Raw genomic sequence first — 16,965 nt, 5'->3', positions numbered from 1 at the left:
TATGGCCGGCATCATGCCGGTTGCGATGGCATCTCCGCAACCGGCATTCACAGATTTAGATAGTTTAGATAATTTAGGCCGCCTTGGCTTTCTTGGCGTCCTGGATCGCCAGCCACACCCGATGGGGCGTCGCCGGCATGTCCATATGGCTGATGCCATATTCCTGGCGCAGCGCATCGACGATCGCGTTCATGATCGAGGTCAGCGACCCGGCGCAGCCGGCCTCGCCGCAGCCTTTCACGCCGAGCGGATTGGTCGTCGCCGGGATCGACGCGTCCTCATAGACAAACAGCGGCGCGATATCGGCGCGCGGCATGGCATAGTCCATGAACGAGCCGGTCACGAGCTGGCCCTCCTCCGTATAGACTGTCTGCTCGACAAGGCACTGCCCAGCGCCCTGCACGACACCGCCCTGCACCTGCCCTTCGACGATCATCGGATTCACCGTCACGCCGAAATCGCCGACCATGGAGTATTTGACAATCTGCACGACGCCGGTGTCAGGATCGATCTCGACTTCACAAATGTGACAGCCGTTCGGGTAGGTCGCCGGGCCCGACGAGCCGACATGGTCGATATCCAACGTTTTCGGCGCATCGCCCGGCAGTTTAACGCCCTCATTCAGCTTCTGCGCCATATCCATGATCGAGATCGAACGGTCGGTACCCGTAATCGAGAACTGGCCGGCCTTGAAATCGATATCGCTGACGCTCGCTTCGAGCAGATGCGAGGCCAGCGCCTTGCCGGTCTCTACGATCTTGGCGCTCGCTTCGACGATCGCTGTGCCCGAACACATCAGCGATTTCGAACCGCCCGTGCCACTGCCCATTTTCAACCGATCGGAATCGGTCTGCATCACCTTGATCTTCTCGAAAGGCACGCCGAGATTCTGCGCCAGCACTTGCGCGAAGGTGGTGATATGGCCCTGGCCGTGGTCGTGCGACCCCGTGAGCAAAGTCACCGATCCGTCCTTTTCGAAATGCACGCCGGCGAGTTCGCTCGTCGTCGGCGCCGTCACTTCAAGGAACTGGCCGATGCCACGGCCCCGGATCTTACCGCGCTTGGCCGACTCCTTGCGCCGCGCCGCAAAGCCCTTCCAGTCCGAAAGCGCCAAGGCTTTATCGAGAACGCCCGGGAAATCGCCGCTGTCGTAAACCGAGCCGGTTGGCGCCGTATAGGGAATCTGCTTCGGCTGAATGTGATTCTTGCGCCGCAATTTCACCGGGTCGATGCCCATTTCGGCGGCGGCATTATCGATCAGCCGCTCCATGTAATAATTGCCTTCCGGCCGCCCGGCGCCACGATAAGCGGTGACCGGCACCGTATTGGTGAAGACGCAGAGCGTGTTCACCTCGATCAGCGGCGTGCGGTAGCAAGAGTTCAGGTGCTTGGCGATGTTGAAGGTCGAGAACAGCGGCCCGATCATCGTCATATAGCCGCCAAGATCGCCAAAGCCCGTGGCGCGCACAGCAAGGAATGCTCCATCCTTGTCGAGCGCCAGTTCGAGATCGAACTCCTGAGCGCGGCCGTGATGGTCAGAGAGGAAACTGTCCGAGCGCTTGTCGGTCCATTTCACCGGCCGGCCCAAAGCGCGCGCACCGTGCATGGCGCAGACATATTCGGGAAACATCGCGCCCTTCATGCCAAACGAGCCGCCGACATTGGTGGCGATGAAGCGCACTTTCTCCGGCGGCACCTTCATCATTTCGGCGGCGGAAGCGCGCGAGCCCATCACGCCCTGGGTCGGGGCGTAGAGGGTGAACTTCTCATTCTTGCTGTCATAGTCGGCGACGCAGGCGCGCGGCTCCATCGCATTGATGACGATGCGGCTGTCGATCAGGCTCATCTTGGTGACGTGAGCGGCTTTGGCGAAAGCCGCCGCCACCTTGGCGGCATCACCATAGGCATAGTCGAAGGCGACATTGCTCGGCGCTTCGTCATAGATTTGCGGCGCGCCCGGCTTCACCGCGTCGCGCATTTCGATCACCGCCGGCAATGTCTCGATATCGACGACGATCGCCTCCGCCGCGTCCTGCGCCTGCACCGCCGTCTCGGCGATGACGCAGGCAACCGGGTCGCCGACGAAGCGCACCTTGTCGGTCGGCAGCGCATAGCGCTGCGGCTTGATCATTTCCGTGCCCGGACGTCCCTGCATGTTGACGCGATAGGGCATCGGCGCGTAGCCGGCCTTCATCAGGTCTTCGCCGGTGTAGATCGCCAGCACGCCCGGCATGTCCTTGGCGGCGGAAATATCGATGCCTTTGATCAGGCCATGGGCCTCGTTCGAGCGCACCATGGCACAATAGGCTTGGCCCTTGAGATTGATGTCGTCCGTATATTGCCCCTCACCGCGCACCAACCGGGGGTCTTCAGCCCTCTTTACCGCCTGGCCGACGCCGAATTTCATCGTCGCCAGAGCTTCTTCATCGACACGGACGTTCATGGGGGACACAATCCTCGAACATAATCTGGGAAATCGGGCTATCACGGCCCTTTAAGCGCGCCGATAAAACCCCGCCATCGGCCATTCCGCAACCCCCTAAACCGCATGGCCGCCCCCTAAAACCACGCGTTTGCGCCCCTTTCGCCGCGAAACCGTAGCTTGTATGAGTGCAGCAACACCCCGGTTCCCGCTGGGAACGTCAGAGGAACATCATGAGTGCGACGCTATGAATGCAGCCGAGGGCTCCGCCTGCCGATTCGAACGCATCGCCTTTCTGTCCGCCGGCACCGCTGAAGCCGACGCAGCTCTGACGACGCTGGTGCCCCGCTATGGCAACAGCGATCCCGGCAACGCCGATGTCATCGTAGCGCTCGGCGGCGACGGCATGATGCTGCAGACCCTGCACCGTTTCATGGATTCGCCGAAGCCGATCTACGGCATGAATCGCGGCTCCGTCGGCTTTCTCATGAACGAATTTCAAGACGGAAACCTGCGCGAGCGCCTGGCCAATGCCCATGCCAGCACCATTCATCCGCTGGTCATGCGGGCGACGACGTCAACGGGAGAAACGGCGACCGCGCGCGCCATCAACGAAGTGTCGTTGCTGCGCCAATCCTATCAGGCGGCGAAATTGCGCCTGTCGGTCGATGGCAAGGAACGGCTGGCGGAGCTCGTCGCCGACGGCGTGCTGGTCGCCACGCCCGCTGGCTCCACCGCCTATAATCTGTCCGCCAACGGCCCAATCCTGCCGCTCGACACCAATCTGATGGCGCTGACGCCGATCTCCGCCTTCCGGCCGCGGCGCTGGCGCGGCGCGCTGCTGCCCGACCGGGCTGAGGTGACAGTTGAAATTCTGGAAGCCGACAAGCGCCCCGTCGCCGCCGTCGCCGACCATTTCGAGATTCGTAACGTGACGCGGGTCGAAATCGCCATGGATCACGCCACCGGCGTCGTCATTTTGCACGACCCCGGCCATTCCTTGGCCGAGCGCATTCTGCGCGAACAGTTCGGTTCCTGAGCACAAGCGATTGTGAAAAGCCGATCGCCTAACGCTTGGGGAGGGCGCTCGCCAAAGGGCACTTCACCCCTTATATACCAGTCATGATCCGTACTTTAGCCATAGCCCTGTTGCTCGCTTTCGCGCCCGCGCCCCTACTGGCGGCCGATGCCGAACTGATCATGTTCGAGCAGCCGGGCTGCCCATTCTGCGCCAAGTGGAACCGTGAGATCGCGCCGATCTATCCAAAGTCCGACATCGGCGCCAAAGCGCCGTTGCGGCGCGTCCAGATCAGCGACAAGAAATCTTATGGCGTCACCTTGAGCGGCGCGGTCATTTTCACGCCGACTTTCGTCATCTCGGTTGCTGGCCGCGAGACCGGACGGATCGAAGGCTATGCCAGCGACGAATTCTTCTGGGGCTTGTTGAGCCAACGCACCACCGATATTCCAGCCCCCACGACGCCAGCCTCGGAGCCGGCGCCGGCGGCAACGCCCGCTCCCGCCCCCACGGCCGCCGCGGGCACCTCGCCCTAGCGCTTTCCGTTTTGATGCTGCTAGTGATAGCGCATCGACAGCGCGGAGGGAGACAGGCGTGGCGGCAGCGAAGAATATCCTCTTCATCATGTGCGACCAGCTGCGCTGGGATTATCTATCCTGCTACGGCCACCCCAAGCTGCACACCCCCCATATCGATGCCCTGGCGGCGCGCGGCGTGCGTTTCACCCATTGCTGTGTGCAATCGCCGGTCTGCGGCCCCTCGCGCATGTCGACCTATACGGGCCGTTACGTGCAATCGCACGGCGCCTCGTGGAACGGCTTTCCGCTGCGCGTCGGCGAAATGACCATGGGCGATTATCTGCGCCCACTCGGCCTGCAGGCCGCCCTCATCGGCAAGACCCATATGACGCCCGACAAGGAGACCATGCAGCGCCTCGGCATCGATCCGCAATCGATCATCGGCGTGCGCACCGCCGAATGCGGCTTCGATCCTTATGAACGCGATGACGGCCTTTGGGCCGTTGGCCCCGATGGCGCCTATGACGAGCGCGTGTCGCGCTACAATCAATATCTCAACCAGAAGGGCTATGGCGGCGACAATCCCTGGCATGACTATGCCAATGCCGGCGAAAATCCCGATGGGACCTTGGCGTCTGGTTGGGCGATGCGCCATGCTCGCAAGCCAGCGCGCGTCGAGGAGCCCGATTCCGAAACGCCCTATATGGTCGGCCGCGCCATGGACTTCATCACCGAGGCCGGCGACGCATCCTGGTGCTTGCATCTGTCATTCATCAAACCACATTGGCCCTATATCGCGCCGGCGCCCTATAACGACATGTACGGCAAGAATGACATCATCCCCGTGGTGCGCGCCGACAGCGAGAAGGACAACGCCCAGCCGGTCTATCGCGAGTTCATGCAGCACCGCGTCTCGCAGACCTTTTCGCGCGACGACGTGCGCGAGGAGATCATCCCGGTCTATATGGGACTCATCAAACAGATCGACGATCAGATGGGCCGGCTCTTTGCTTTTCTTGAGCAACGTGGCCTGATGGACAACACCATGATTGTCCTGACCTCTGACCACGGCGATTACCTCGGCGATCACTGGCTGGGCGAAAAGGATCTCTTCCACGACCCAAGCGTCCGTGTGCCGCTGATCATCTACGATCCCTCCCCCACAGCCGCAGCCACGCGCGGCACCGCCTGTCCGGCCCTGGTCGAGGCTATCGACCTCCTGCCGACCTTCATCGATGCCGTCGGCGGCAAGGCTATGGATCACGCCCAGCGGCTCGAAGGCCGCTCGCTGCTGCCATTCCTGCACGGTGCACAGCCGGAAACATGGCGCGAATTCACCATCAGCGAATATGATTATTCGATGACCCAGGCGGCCCAGCGGCTTGGCGTGGCTTTCAAGGACACATCGCTGTTCATGATCGCCGACGCGCGCTGGAAGCTGATGCACGCGCCAGGCTTCCGCCCGATGCTGTTCGACCGAGAGAACGATCCGCAGGAGTTGAACGATCTCGGCGCTGATCCCGCTTATGAAAGCGAGCGCCAGCGCCTGATGGCGGCGCTGCATGAATGGGGTTTGCGCATCTCGCAGCGCGTCACCGTGTCCGAGAGCCGCGTCAACGCCGCCCGCAGCCGGTCCATGCGCCGGGGCATTCTCATCGGCGTGTGGGACGAGAGCGAAATCCCAGAAGAACTCTGGTCCGCCTATCGCGGGAAGAACTGACGCGCGAAAAGCGCGTCAGCCTATCTGGACCTTACGCCTTGGCCATCTCAGGATCATGCAGATGGCACTCGATGATCTCTTCGCCATTGACCTGCGTGCGCGGCACCAACGACGAACATTTATCCATGGCATCGATGCAACGCGGATGGAAACGACAGCCGGTGGGCGGATTCAGCGGATCGGGGAAGCCACGACCCAGATGAATGTCCGGCAGGCCGAGGCCCGGCTCCGGCGTCAGGATCGATTTCATCAACGCCCGCGTATAGGGATGACGCGGTGCATTCATCACTTGCGCTGTCGGGCCGGCTTCGACGATGCGGCCAAGGTACATCACCGCCACATAGTCAGACATATATTCGACGACGGAGAGATCGTGGCTGATGAACAGATAGGTCAGATTCATCTGCTCGCGCAGGGATTGCAGCAGATTGAGAATCTGCGCCTGCACCGACACGTCGAGCGCCGATGTCGGCTCGTCGCAGATGATGATTTCCGGCTTGATGATGAGCGCGCGGGCGATCGCCACGCGCTGGCGCTGGCCGCCCGAGAGCTGGCTCGGGTAGGAATGGATCAACCGGCGGGCCAGACCCACCCGCTCCATCATCGCTTCGACCTCGGCGACCTGCTCCTTGCCGGTGCCGATGTTATGGATCAACAGCGGATCGCGGATGATTTCGCCGATGGTCTTGCGCGGATTGAGCGACGAATAGGGATCCTGGAACACCGGCTGGACACGGCGCGCGAAGACCTTGCGATCGACATTGGTGAGTGGTTCGCCACCGACGAAAATCTCGCCCGAGGACGGCGGTTGCAGGCCGAGCATCATGCGGCTCAAAGTCGTCTTGCCGCAGCCCGATTCACCGACGATCGCCAACACCTCGCCGCGCCGCAGCGACAGCGACACGCCATCGACCGCGCGCAGTGGCTGGCCGCCGGAAAGCCACTTGCGACCGATATGGAACACTTTGCTCAGATCGCGGGTTTCGAACGCCAAGGGCTCCGTCGCCGTCACCGCCTGGGGGCTTTCCTTCATCGCCAGCGCGCTCATGCGGCACTCCCAAGGGACACGGAACGGGGGCTGCTCGTCGCATTCGGATCGAGCAGACAGCGATAAAGATGATCGTCCTGCGCCGGGCGCAGATCAATCTGTCCTTCGTGACAGGCCGGCATCTGCAACGAGCACCTGTTGCGGAAGCTGCAGCCCCGCTGATTGCCGACCAGCGACGGCACGATGCCTGGAATGGAGCCAAGACGCCCGTTCGCCGCCACCTGGCCGCGCTTGGGCATGCAATCAAGAAGGCCGCGCGTATAGGGATGAGCCGGGTTGTGGAACACCTGCTCGGCGCTGCCCTGCTCCACCACCCGTCCGGCATACATCACCGCGACCTGATCGGCCGTGCGGGCGACGACGCCAAGATTGTGGGTGATGAGGATCATCGCCATGTTGAACTCTTCCTGCAGGCCCCGCAGCAATTGCAGGATCTGCACCTGCACCGTCACGTCGAGCGCTGTTGTCGGCTCGTCGGCGATGATCAAGGCCGGTTCGCACATCAGCATCATGGCGATCATCATGCGCTGGCGCAGGCCGCCGGAAAGCTGATGCGGATATTGCCCCAGGCGCTGCCCGGAATTGATGATGCCGACGCGGCCGAGCAGATATTCGGCCCGCTCGCGCGCCATCTTCCGCGACGCACCTTTATGGTGGCGCAGATAGACCTCTTCAAGCTGATCGCCAATCGTATAAACCGGATTGAGCGAGGTCATCGGATCCTGGAAGATCATGCCCATGCGATAGCCGCGCAGGCGCGCCATCTGGCGCTCGCTGATCTTCGCCAGATCGTGGCCTTCGAAAGCGATATTGCGCGCCGTCAGGGTGGCGAAGCGCGGCAGCAGCCGCATCAGCGCCAGCGACGTGATGGTCTTGCCACAGCCAGACTCGCCCACCAGGCAAAGCGTTTCCTTCGGCCTGACCGAGAAGCTGACATCCGTCACCGCATGCAGCTTACCCGCCGGCACGGCGATATCGACATTCATGCCGTCGACGATGAGGACCGGTGCGTCGTTGGAAGAAGATAATCCGCTCATCTCCCGCTTACCCCCGACCTTCAGGCGACGTGATGTCGCGGATGCCGTCGCCGGCCATATTGATGGCGATCACCAAGAGGAAGATGGCGGCGCCAGGAACCATGATCAGATAAGGCTTGAAGAACATCACGGCCCGGCCTTCCGATACCATCAGGCCCCAGGACGGGGTCGGCGGGCGAATGCCAAGACCGAGGAACGACAAAGCCGCTTCGACCAGAATGATCAGCGCCATATCGAGGCTGGCGATGATGATGACCTGGTTCATCAGATTGGGCAGAATTTCGCGCCACAGAATGCGGTTGTGCGAGGCACCCGCGGCCTTCGACGACATGATGAACTCGCGCTCACGCATCTGTTGCGTCATCGAGCGCGTCACCACGGCATATCGATCCCATGTAAGGAAGCCGAGCAGAATGATCAGCGCCATGATCGAGCCGCCGGAGATCGACGACACCGACAGGGCGACCAGAATGACCGGCAATGCCAGTTTCACATTGATCAGATAAACGACGAAGGCATCGACCTTGCCGCCGAAATAGCCACCAAGGATGCCGAGCGCCGTGCCGATGATGCCGGCGATCACCGCTGCGGTGAAACCGATCATGAGCGAGATACGCGCGCCATAGATCAGGCGGCTCAACACATCGCGACCAAGCGCATCGGTCCCGAAAATATTCTCCCAGGATCCTTTGGCGCTCCACACCGGGTCGATGAGACGCCGGCCCAGATCCTGCGCATAGGGATCATAAGGCGCGATCAGCGGTGCGAATATCGCCGCCAAGACGATCACGGTGATGATCGTCATACCGATGATGAAGCCGATATGGCCTTTGGCGCGTTTGCGCATCAGGGCTTTCGGCGACGGAGCGAGCGTATCGAACTCGTCGCTCCGGCCTGCCGGAGCGACGCCGCCCACTGCTGTGCTGGTCACGATTGTAGACATCTTTATTGCCTATCTCAGTTGCGACTATCTCAATTGTACGCGCGGATCGAGCTTCGCGTTGATGAGGTCGGACAGAAGGGTCAGCACGATATAGGCGCATGACAGGAAGACGAGGATCGACTGCACGACCGGGAAATCGACCCGCACGATCGATTGGAAGGCCAGATAGCCAATCCCGTTCAATGCAAAGATCGATTCGACGATGACCGATCCGCCGAGCAGGAAGCCCAGCTGCACCGCCGCCAACGAAACCACCGGCAGAATCGCGTTACGCAGCGCGTGTTTGAACAGCACCTTGAATGGCGACAGTCCCTTGGCACGCGCGGTGCGCACATAGTCCGACGACAGAACTTCCATCATGCCGGCACGCGTCAGGCGCATGGTCGAGGGCATGATGGAAACAGCCAGCGTCACCACGGGCAAGATAAAGTGCGCGATCGACCCGGATCCCGACACCGGCACCCAGCGCAACTGGACGGCGAAGACGAGGATGAAGATCAGCGCCAACCAGAAATTGGGCGTCGCCTGTCCGGCCACGGAAAAGATCAGAGCCGCGCGGTCCCACCAGGTATTGGCCTTCACCGCCGCCAGAACACCGAGCGGAACAGCGACCACCAGCGCCAGAAGCAGCGCCGAAATGGCGAGTCCGCCAGTGACGCCGATACGGTCCATGATCAGCTCGGACACCGGTTCGCTCGTGAAAAGCGAACGACCGAGATCGCCATGCAGCGCGCTCGTCACCCAGTCGAGATATTGAATGTAGAAGGGCCGATCGAGGCCATAATTGATGGCGATCCGGGCGATGTCCTCCGGCGAAGCGTTTTCGCCAGCCAGCACCGAGGCGAGATCCCCGGAAAGGCGCAGAAGACTGAAGCCGATGATCGACACTGTGATCGCCACGCAAAGCGCGATGATCAGTCGCTTTACTAAAAATCTGAGCATGGGCGGCCGCTCCTGTCCCTTATCATGCGGTCGTTTCCTTCGGTGCAGGCGTCCCAGACGAGAGCGCCGCTTTTGTTTCTTGAATTTATTTTGAGAGGCTTGAACTCAAATTAGAGCAATTGCAGACTGCCGTCACGGCATCAGCGCGTGGCAGCAACGCATCGCCCACAACGATGAGCCAGCAAAGATCGGTTTGAGACGATGACCGTCCCTTCCCCACATGATGATGCGCCATCTCGTCCCTCCCTCGACAGCAAACCCAAACGCCGGTGGCGTGACCTTCCCCGAGGCACCGTCACCAGTCAGCTTGCACGTCCACCTTGCCCGCTTGTTCCGAATGGGCTAGGTTATGAGCTAATGATTATCTAGTTAGCCTAGTTTGCAAGGCCAGGCAAGGGAGGTCCGTTGAGGTGAAGTCACACTCGACAGTACACTCCGGCACCAGCAGACACGCTGACTAGGAGGCCCGTAGAACCATGACCGTACCTTTTCCTATTCAGTCGGATGATCGGCCAAGCTACGGCTCGGGGAGCTGGCTGCAGGTGCGCGCCTCCACCGCATCGGCGGAAATCGTCAGTCAAATCAGGCAGCGATTGTTCGACGGCTTGTTGAAGCCCGGCGACTTTCTGGGCACCGAGAGCAGCCTCAGCCAGGAATTCGGCGTCAGCCGCATCACCTTGCGCGATGCGCTGCGCATCCTCGAAGCCAACGGCATTGTCTACGTCAAAGTCGGCAAATCCGGTGGCGTCCGCGTCTCCGAGCCCAATCCGGAACGATTCGCCGATGCCCTCGCCGTGCAGTTGATGCTGGCCGGCATCACGGAGAAAGAAGTGTTCGACGCACAGATGGGCGCCGAGATGCGCGCCGCCGAACTCGCCGCCGAGAATGCCAGCGCCGAAGATCTGGCCGCGCTCGACGCCCAGATCGAACGCTGCGCCGCAGCCGTTGGCGATCAGGAAGGCTTCGCGCGTCAAAGCCTGAACTTTCATCTGGAGTTGATCAAGGCTTCGCACAATCGCGCCCTGCTGGCGCAATTCCATGCGCTGCGACACGTCTCGTCGAAGGCGATCCTGCGCAGCAATACGCCAGCCCGAGCGCAGAATGTTCTGGAGCGGCACAAAAAGACGCTGGCCGCTGTTCGCGCCCGCGATGCAGTCAGCGCGGCCGCCGGCATTCGCGAACATTTCCGGCAGGTCATCGAAGCCCTTCTTGCCCGAGCGCGCAAAACAAGCGAACCGTCGCCATGACAGCGATCGGTTGATCCCTGCCTAAGCCTGCAAAACACTAAATAACTTGTGGAGAACGCCCCATGCTTAGTGAAGCGAAAAACAAACAAATTTCCCAGGTCGGCCCTGGTACCCAGATGGGGGATTACCTGCGCCGCTATTGGCATCCGTTTGCGCCGGCGGCCAGCCTCGACAAAGAGCCGGTCAAGGCGATCCGCCTGCTGGGCGAAGACCTGACGCTCTATAAAGACAAGTCGGGCACCTACGGCCTGGTTGATCGCCACTGTCCGCACCGGCACGCCGACCTTTCCTATGGCTATGTCGAAGAGCAGGGCATCCGCTGCAATTATCACGGCTGGCTGATGAGCGAGACCGGCCAGGTGCTGGAACAGCCCTACGACGACACCGCCAATCCCAACAACCGCATGAAGGAACGCTGCAAGATCAAAGCGTATCCGGTGCGCGAAGTGGCCGGCCTGCTCTTCGCCTATATGGGTCCGGCGCCGGTGCCCGAACTGCCCATCTGGGAACCCTTCACCTGGAACCAGGGCTTTATCGAAATCGTCACCGCCGACATTCCGTGCAACTGGTTCCAGTGCCAGGAAAACTCCTGCGATCCCGTGCATTTCGAATGGATGCACGACAACTGGAGCCTGCGTCAGCGCGGTGAAACCGGCCCCTATGCGCCCAAACATCTGAAAGTGGCGTTCGACGAATTCGACTACGGCTTCACCTATCGCCGTCAGCGCGTCGGCCAGGGCGAGGACCATCCGATGTGGCAGACCGGCCGCGTCGCATTATGGCCGAATGGCTTCTATCTGGGCAGCCACTTCGAATGGCGCGTGCCAGTGGACGACGAGAACACGCTCTCGCTCTCCTGGTTCTACACCAAGCTGCCGCTTGAAAGCCTGAACCGGCCGCTGCCGGAGATTCATGCCTGGCATGGTCCGATCAAGCAGGAAGATGGCCGCTGGATTTCCAGCCACATCATCAACCAGGACATCATCGCCTGGGTCGGCCAGGGTGTGCTGTCGGATCGCACCAAGGAAAACCTCGGCGCCAGCGACCGTGGCATCGCCATGATCCGCAATCGCTTCTTTGAAGAACTCGATTCGGTGGCCGCCGGCAATGACGCCAAGGGCACGATCCGCGATCCGGAAAAGGCCAAAAGCGTACCGCTGCCGATCGCCGAACCGGAACTGTTCAAGCACATCGTGCCGCGTGCCGAATGGGCGTCCAACGGCTACCTGAAGCGCCGGCTGAAATCATTCCTCTGGCACTATGGCCAGCCGCCGGAAGTCATGAACGCCTTCCGCGCAGCGGTCGGCCTCGACGAAAACGGTCAGCCCTTCAAGGGCTGACCGGCAACCACTGGAGGGAGAGAACACATGGCGAAGATTAAACTTGCGATGGCCACCACCCACGGCCCGCAATTGCACACGACCGCCGAGCAATGGGTGCTGCGCCTGCCGGCCGATAAAAAGAACTCGCATCCCTATCGCGACGGCGTCTATTCCTTCGACCAGCTTGTCGACCTGCGCAAGGACGAGAAGCTGGACGAGAAGTCCACCATGGACAACATGAAGAAGGCGCATGAGCGCTGCCATGTCGCTATGGAAAAGCTCGCCGATAAGTGGGAAGAAAAAGGCTGCGACGTCGCCATCATTTTCGGCAACGATCAGCACGAGATTTATGGCGACGAGCTGAACCCGCCCTTCATGATCTACTACGGCGCCAAGATCGCTAACTTCCCGCATACGGAAGAGCATCTGAACCGCATGCCGCCGGGCATCAAGGAAAGCTCACCCGGCCACACCACGCCGACCTATGTCGAATATGATGGCATGCCCGACCTCGGCGAGCACATCATCCGCACCTTGAGCGAGCATGAATTCGACATCACCGCCTCGAAGTCCTTGCCGAAGGGCAGCAAAGGCACGTCGCCGGTGAGCCACGCCTTCGGTCATATCTATCGCCAGGTGATGCGCGACAACGTGGTGCCGAACCTGCCAATCTACCAGAACACTTTCTTTCCGCCGAACCAGCCCTCCGCCAAGCGCGCCTATGAATTCGGCAGAATGGTGAAGAAGGCGGTGGACAGCTACAAGACCGACAAGAAGATCGGCGTGTTCGCCTCCGGCGGCATGACCCACTTCACCATCGACGAAGAGTTCGACCAGCGTTTCATCAAGGCTTTGCAGGAACGCGACAAAGAGTGGCTGACCTCGATCCCGCTCAAGACGCTTCAGGCCGGCACGTCGGAACTGAAATCGTGGATCACGCTCGCCGGCTTCCTCGAAGACGAGAAGGTCTCGATGCACAAGATCGACTATGTCCCCTGCTATCGCTCTGCCGCCGGCACCGGCACGGCGCAGGGCTTCTTCTGGTGGGACATCCACTGAGGCGTTAGACTATTAGGGACTGCCATTCCGAAGGGCGCCGGTTCATTCCGGCGCCCTTTGCATATCGAAAGATCAATGCCCTTCGGGCACAGGCACGAACAGATCATCCACCACAGGCCGTTCGCCGATCAGATATTGATCGTGCATATAGGTGACGAGCGCCTCCAGGGTTTCCCGATTGGCAGCGACGCCATAAGGCCAGGGATCGCCGCCGAACACCTCATCGATCTCGTCAAGATCGGCTGCCATCCACGGTAGCATGTAGCGCAACGCCGCCAGCGATTTCATCTTGGCGAGCGACAGGTTCTTGGCCTGGCAGAAAGCCTTGTAAAGGCTCGAAGCCACGAAAGGGTATTGTTCATAGGTGCTGCGGCGCAGTGCGATCAGATGCATGACCGGAAAGATGCGCGTGCGCCTATAATAATCTTTTTCGACCTCTTTGAAGTCAGGAAACAGCCGCCGCACGCCGGCACCTGATTTCAACGCCATGGGCAGACTCGTGCCGATGATCGCATCGATCTCATGGGCTTCAAGAAGATCGCCGAGCGTGCGGCCGCTGCTGTTGATCTCGATCGGCACGGGTTTGACCAGCGGCATGATCGAGGGCGCGCCATGCCTACCCGTCAGATTGATCGCGCCCTGCACCCAGTTGAGCTTCGACAGATCGACGCCATAGTCGTGCTGCAGGAAACCTTTGATGTAGAGCGCCGCCGTCATCGTATAGAGCGGCACACCGATCCGCTTGCCTTCCAGATCCTTCGGCTTGTCGATGCCAGCCTTGCTGTTCACCGTCACCAATCCATGGCGAAACATGCGCGAGGCGAATACCGGCAAGGCGACATAGTCGCATTTGCCGGCGACCGTGCGGGCGACGAATTCCGAACAGGACATTTCCGCCACATCAAACTCGCTGCGTGCCCCTAGGCGATCGAAAATTTCACGCGGCGAGTCGATGGCGATGTAATTGAGATCGATCCCCTCCGGCCGCACGTCACCCGTATAGAGAGGCAGCATCCGGTCATAGAGGCCGCAGGCAAAGCTCAGGTTCAATTTGCTCATGACGTATCTGATGGTCCTTAGCGCAGAACGCCCGCACGTTGCCGTGCGGGCGCTGATCTTTTGATCGAAGCAGAAGGCGCAAGCCTAAGACCTTAAGCCTCTTGCAGCGCTTTCCACACCGCCTGCGGCGTCATCGGCATCACCAATGGCAAGGGCTTCTTGGCGCCAATGGCGTTTTCGATGGCGTTGACGATGGTCGGCGTCGCGCCTGTCGTGCCGGCTTCGCCGACGCCCTTGGCGCCCACCTGATTGGTGGTGCAACGGGTCGGATTGTGCAGCACCTTGATGTTCGGCACCGTGTCGGCGCGCGGCATCATATAATCCATGAAGGAGCCCGCGAGCAGCTGGCCGTTCGAGGGATCGTAGCGGGTATATTCGCCCAGCGCCTGGCCGATGCCTTGCACCACACCGCCTTCGATCTGGCCTTCGACGATCGTCTGGTTGAGCATGACGCCGCAATCGCTGACCGCCGTATAACGCACGATCTCGACCTCACCGGTATCAGGGTCAACCTCGACTTCCGCCACATGACAACCATTGGGGAAGGACGGCCCCGTATGCGCGATCTCGTTGGTATCGAGATTCTCATCGATCGTGCCTTGGCGCTTCATCTCCTTGGCATGTTCGGCCACTTCGAACAGGGTCACCCGCCGCCCGGTCTTGGCGATCTCGAACACGCCCTGACGATACTGCACTTCCGTATCGCCAGCCTGCAGCACGGTCTTGGCCACCGCCTGAGCCTTCACCAGCACTTTGTCGGCGGTCTGCGCCACGGCGCTGCCAACCAGCATGGCCGAACGCGAGGCGACCGCGCCGAAGCCCGGCACATCGCGATGAGAATCGCCGAAGGTCACGGTGACGTCGTCGTCCGCCAGACCCAGCTGATCGGCGACCAACTCCCTGAACACGGTCACATGGCCCTGGCCCTGCGGCACCGGCCCGATGCTGAGCACGGCTTTGCCGTTCTCGAAGGTGATGCGCGCCGGCTCTTCATAGTGACCGCCGGAAATTTCCAGATAGCAGCCGATGCCAACGCCGCGCAGCTTACCACGCACTTTCGATTCTTTCTTGCGCGCCGCAAAACCCTTGTAGTCGGCGGCCTCCAAGGCCTTCTCGAAAGCGGCGGGGAAATCACCGCTGTCATATTTGGAGCCGACCGAGGATTGATAAGGCAGGCGCTCCGGCTTGATGAAATTGCGCCGGCGCAATTCGGCCGAGTCGATATTGAGTTCGCGCGCCGCCGCTTCAATGGCGCGCTCCAGAAGATAGTTGGCTTCCGGCCGGCCGGCGCCGCGATACGGGCCGGTTGGAACCGTATTGGTCAGATAGACCGCCGACTCCACCGAGATATTCGGAATGTCGTAGACGCTCGGCAAGCAGCCGGAGATGTGCAGGGTCGGCACCAGAACCGCGACGCCTGTCAGATAGGCGCCTGTGTTCATCGCGCCTTTGAGACGTAGGCCGAGGAACTTGCCGCGCGGGCTCAACGCCAGTTCGACATGCCAGAACTGATCGCGCGCATGATTGTCGGAGAGGAAGGATTCAGCCCGCGTCGATGTCCAATGCACCGGCTTGCCGAGTTTGCGCGCTGCCGCAAGCAGTGCCGGATATTCGGCATAGGTCGAGGCCTTCATGCCAAAGCCGCCGCCGACATCCTTGCTCAGGACGCGGACTTTCGGCACGTCGACCTTCATGGTCATCGCGACCTGGAAGGCGATGCCGGCCCCGCCCTGGGTGCCCGTCCACATCGTATATTGGCCGGACTTGGCATCGTAGGTGCCGGTCGCCGCACGCGGCTCCATCGAGACGGCGCAGATGCGCTGGTTGGCGACATCGACCTTCACCACATGGGCGGCCGTTTTGAAAATGTCGTCGAGCGCCTTCTTCTTGGCGCCATCGGGATCGGCCGGCGCCGCCCACTCAAAAGCGACATTGCCTTTCGCTTCCGGGAACAATTGCGTCGCGCCGGACTTGGCTTGGTCGAGCGTGACCACCGCCGACAGCGCCTCGTAGTCGACCGTGACGAGATCAGCCGCGTCGAACGCCGCCGCTTCCGACTTGGCGACCACCATGGCGACGAGTTCGCCGGCATGCATCACTTTGTCTTTGGCCAGAACCGGACGGAACGGGCTGATTGGCATGGCGCCGCCCTTACCCGGAAACGGAATCGAACCGGTAACACTGCCGAGGCCCAGATCCTCGAAATCCGCTGCCGTATAAACGGCGAGCACATCGCGCGCTGCCTTGGCGGCGCTGGTGTCGACCCCCTTGATCTTGGCGTGAGCGTGCGGCGAACGCACGAAGGCCGCGAAAACCACCCGTTCAGGACGCATATCGTCCGTGTACTGGCCTTCACCACGCAGCAGCGGGCCATCTTCAACGCGCCCCGCCCACTTCCTCATCGAACGATCGCTCACGCTTCTCTCCTCCAGGGCCGCAGGCCATATGCCTGACTTCCTGCCTGATTATCCGGCGCAATCTCCCCGGCTGCCCGGCCCAAGTCAATTGCAACCCCGGCAAGGACATCTGAAAGCCAGAGAAGTCAGGGGATTAAGGCGCGCTTTGCTCGGAAGATGACGAATGTTAGCGTCGGCAAACAGCGACGCCCACGCCAGCCCACCAAGGGGGTT

Annotated in this window: 13 protein-coding genes; 6 read left to right on the top strand and 7 right to left on the bottom strand. The window is 61.1% G+C overall.

Features of this window, described 5'->3' with window-relative positions; genetic code table 11:
• Window positions 1-73 precede the first annotated feature (73 nt).
• The gene (locus tag BLW50_RS27275; protein WP_090708232.1) at window positions 74-2,443 is read right to left on the bottom strand and encodes a xanthine dehydrogenase family protein molybdopterin-binding subunit; all 2,370 of its coding nucleotides are present in this window, start codon (window positions 2,441-2,443) and stop codon (window positions 74-76) included.
• Between the two features lie 226 nt (window positions 2,444-2,669).
• Between BLW50_RS27275 and BLW50_RS27270 the strand changes: the two genes are divergently transcribed.
• From BLW50_RS27270 to BLW50_RS27260, 3 genes are all read left to right on the top strand, one after another.
• Window positions 2,670-3,461: an NAD kinase gene (locus tag BLW50_RS27270; RefSeq protein WP_090708231.1), complete on the top strand. Its 792-nt coding sequence runs from the start codon at window positions 2,670-2,672 to the stop codon at window positions 3,459-3,461.
• Window positions 3,462-3,544: 83 nt separating this feature from the next.
• Window positions 3,545-3,976 (top strand): thioredoxin domain-containing protein, encoded by a 432-nt coding sequence (locus BLW50_RS27265; RefSeq protein WP_090708220.1) that lies wholly within the window; start codon window positions 3,545-3,547, stop codon window positions 3,974-3,976.
• A gap of 58 nt (window positions 3,977-4,034) precedes the next feature.
• Complete coding sequence (locus BLW50_RS27260; RefSeq protein WP_090708214.1) at window positions 4,035-5,678, top strand: alkaline phosphatase family protein; 1,644 nt, start codon at window positions 4,035-4,037, stop codon at window positions 5,676-5,678.
• 31 nt (window positions 5,679-5,709) lie between these two features.
• Here BLW50_RS27260 and BLW50_RS27255 read toward each other — a convergent pair whose 3' ends face one another.
• The 4 genes from BLW50_RS27255 to BLW50_RS27240 are packed head-to-tail and all read right to left on the bottom strand — an operon-like array spanning window position 5,710 to window position 9,648.
• Window positions 5,710-6,726, bottom strand: coding sequence for an ABC transporter ATP-binding protein (locus tag BLW50_RS27255; RefSeq protein WP_170850372.1), 1,017 nt, complete (start codon window positions 6,724-6,726; stop codon window positions 5,710-5,712).
• Entirely contained in the window at window positions 6,723-7,763 is a 1,041-nt protein-coding gene (locus tag BLW50_RS27250) for an ABC transporter ATP-binding protein (protein ID WP_090708209.1), read from the bottom strand. Before BLW50_RS27250 ends, BLW50_RS27255 begins: the two co-directional genes overlap by 4 nt.
• A 7-nt stretch (window positions 7,764-7,770) precedes the next feature.
• Complete coding sequence (locus BLW50_RS27245) at window positions 7,771-8,706, bottom strand: ABC transporter permease (protein WP_170850371.1); 936 nt, start codon at window positions 8,704-8,706, stop codon at window positions 7,771-7,773.
• A gap of 24 nt (window positions 8,707-8,730) precedes the next feature.
• Window positions 8,731-9,648 carry an ABC transporter permease gene (locus BLW50_RS27240; protein ID WP_090708207.1) on the bottom strand — a complete coding sequence of 306 codons (918 nt, stop codon included), beginning with the start codon at window positions 9,646-9,648 and terminating at the stop codon, window positions 8,731-8,733.
• Between the two features lie 476 nt (window positions 9,649-10,124).
• Here BLW50_RS27240 and BLW50_RS27235 point away from each other — a divergent pair, with 476 nt between their 5' ends.
• The 3 genes from BLW50_RS27235 to BLW50_RS27225 all read left to right on the top strand — a co-directional run bounded on the left by BLW50_RS27235 (window position 10,125) and on the right by BLW50_RS27225 (window position 13,276).
• Window positions 10,125-10,895 carry a FadR/GntR family transcriptional regulator gene (locus BLW50_RS27235; RefSeq protein ID WP_090708205.1) on the top strand — a complete coding sequence of 257 codons (771 nt, stop codon included), beginning with the start codon at window positions 10,125-10,127 and terminating at the stop codon, window positions 10,893-10,895.
• Window positions 10,896-10,957: 62 nt separating this feature from the next.
• Complete coding sequence (locus tag BLW50_RS27230; RefSeq protein ID WP_090708203.1) at window positions 10,958-12,235, top strand: aromatic ring-hydroxylating dioxygenase subunit alpha; 1,278 nt, start codon at window positions 10,958-10,960, stop codon at window positions 12,233-12,235.
• Window positions 12,236-12,262: 27 nt separating this feature from the next.
• The gene (locus BLW50_RS27225) at window positions 12,263-13,276 is read left to right on the top strand and encodes a DODA-type extradiol aromatic ring-opening family dioxygenase (protein ID WP_090708198.1); all 1,014 of its coding nucleotides are present in this window, start codon (window positions 12,263-12,265) and stop codon (window positions 13,274-13,276) included.
• Between the two features lie 72 nt (window positions 13,277-13,348).
• On the opposite strand, the gene BLW50_RS27220 is transcribed toward BLW50_RS27225, so the two are convergent.
• Together BLW50_RS27220 and BLW50_RS27215 are read right to left on the bottom strand one after the other, a co-directional pair.
• Window positions 13,349-14,335, bottom strand: a complete 987-nt coding sequence (locus BLW50_RS27220; RefSeq protein WP_090708196.1) for an ABC transporter substrate-binding protein — start codon at window positions 14,333-14,335, stop codon at window positions 13,349-13,351.
• A 92-nt stretch (window positions 14,336-14,427) separates the two neighbouring features.
• Window positions 14,428-16,752, bottom strand: coding sequence for a xanthine dehydrogenase family protein molybdopterin-binding subunit (locus BLW50_RS27215; protein WP_139267765.1), 2,325 nt, complete (start codon window positions 16,750-16,752; stop codon window positions 14,428-14,430).
• Between the last annotated feature and the right edge of the window lie 213 nt (window positions 16,753-16,965).

The sequence above is a fragment of the Beijerinckia sp. 28-YEA-48 genome (genome assembly GCF_900104955.1).
Lineage (GTDB): Bacteria > Pseudomonadota > Alphaproteobacteria > Rhizobiales > Beijerinckiaceae > Terripilifer.
The sequence above is the reverse complement of the archived record's forward strand: the minus strand, read 5'-3'. Positions and strand labels throughout refer to the sequence as shown.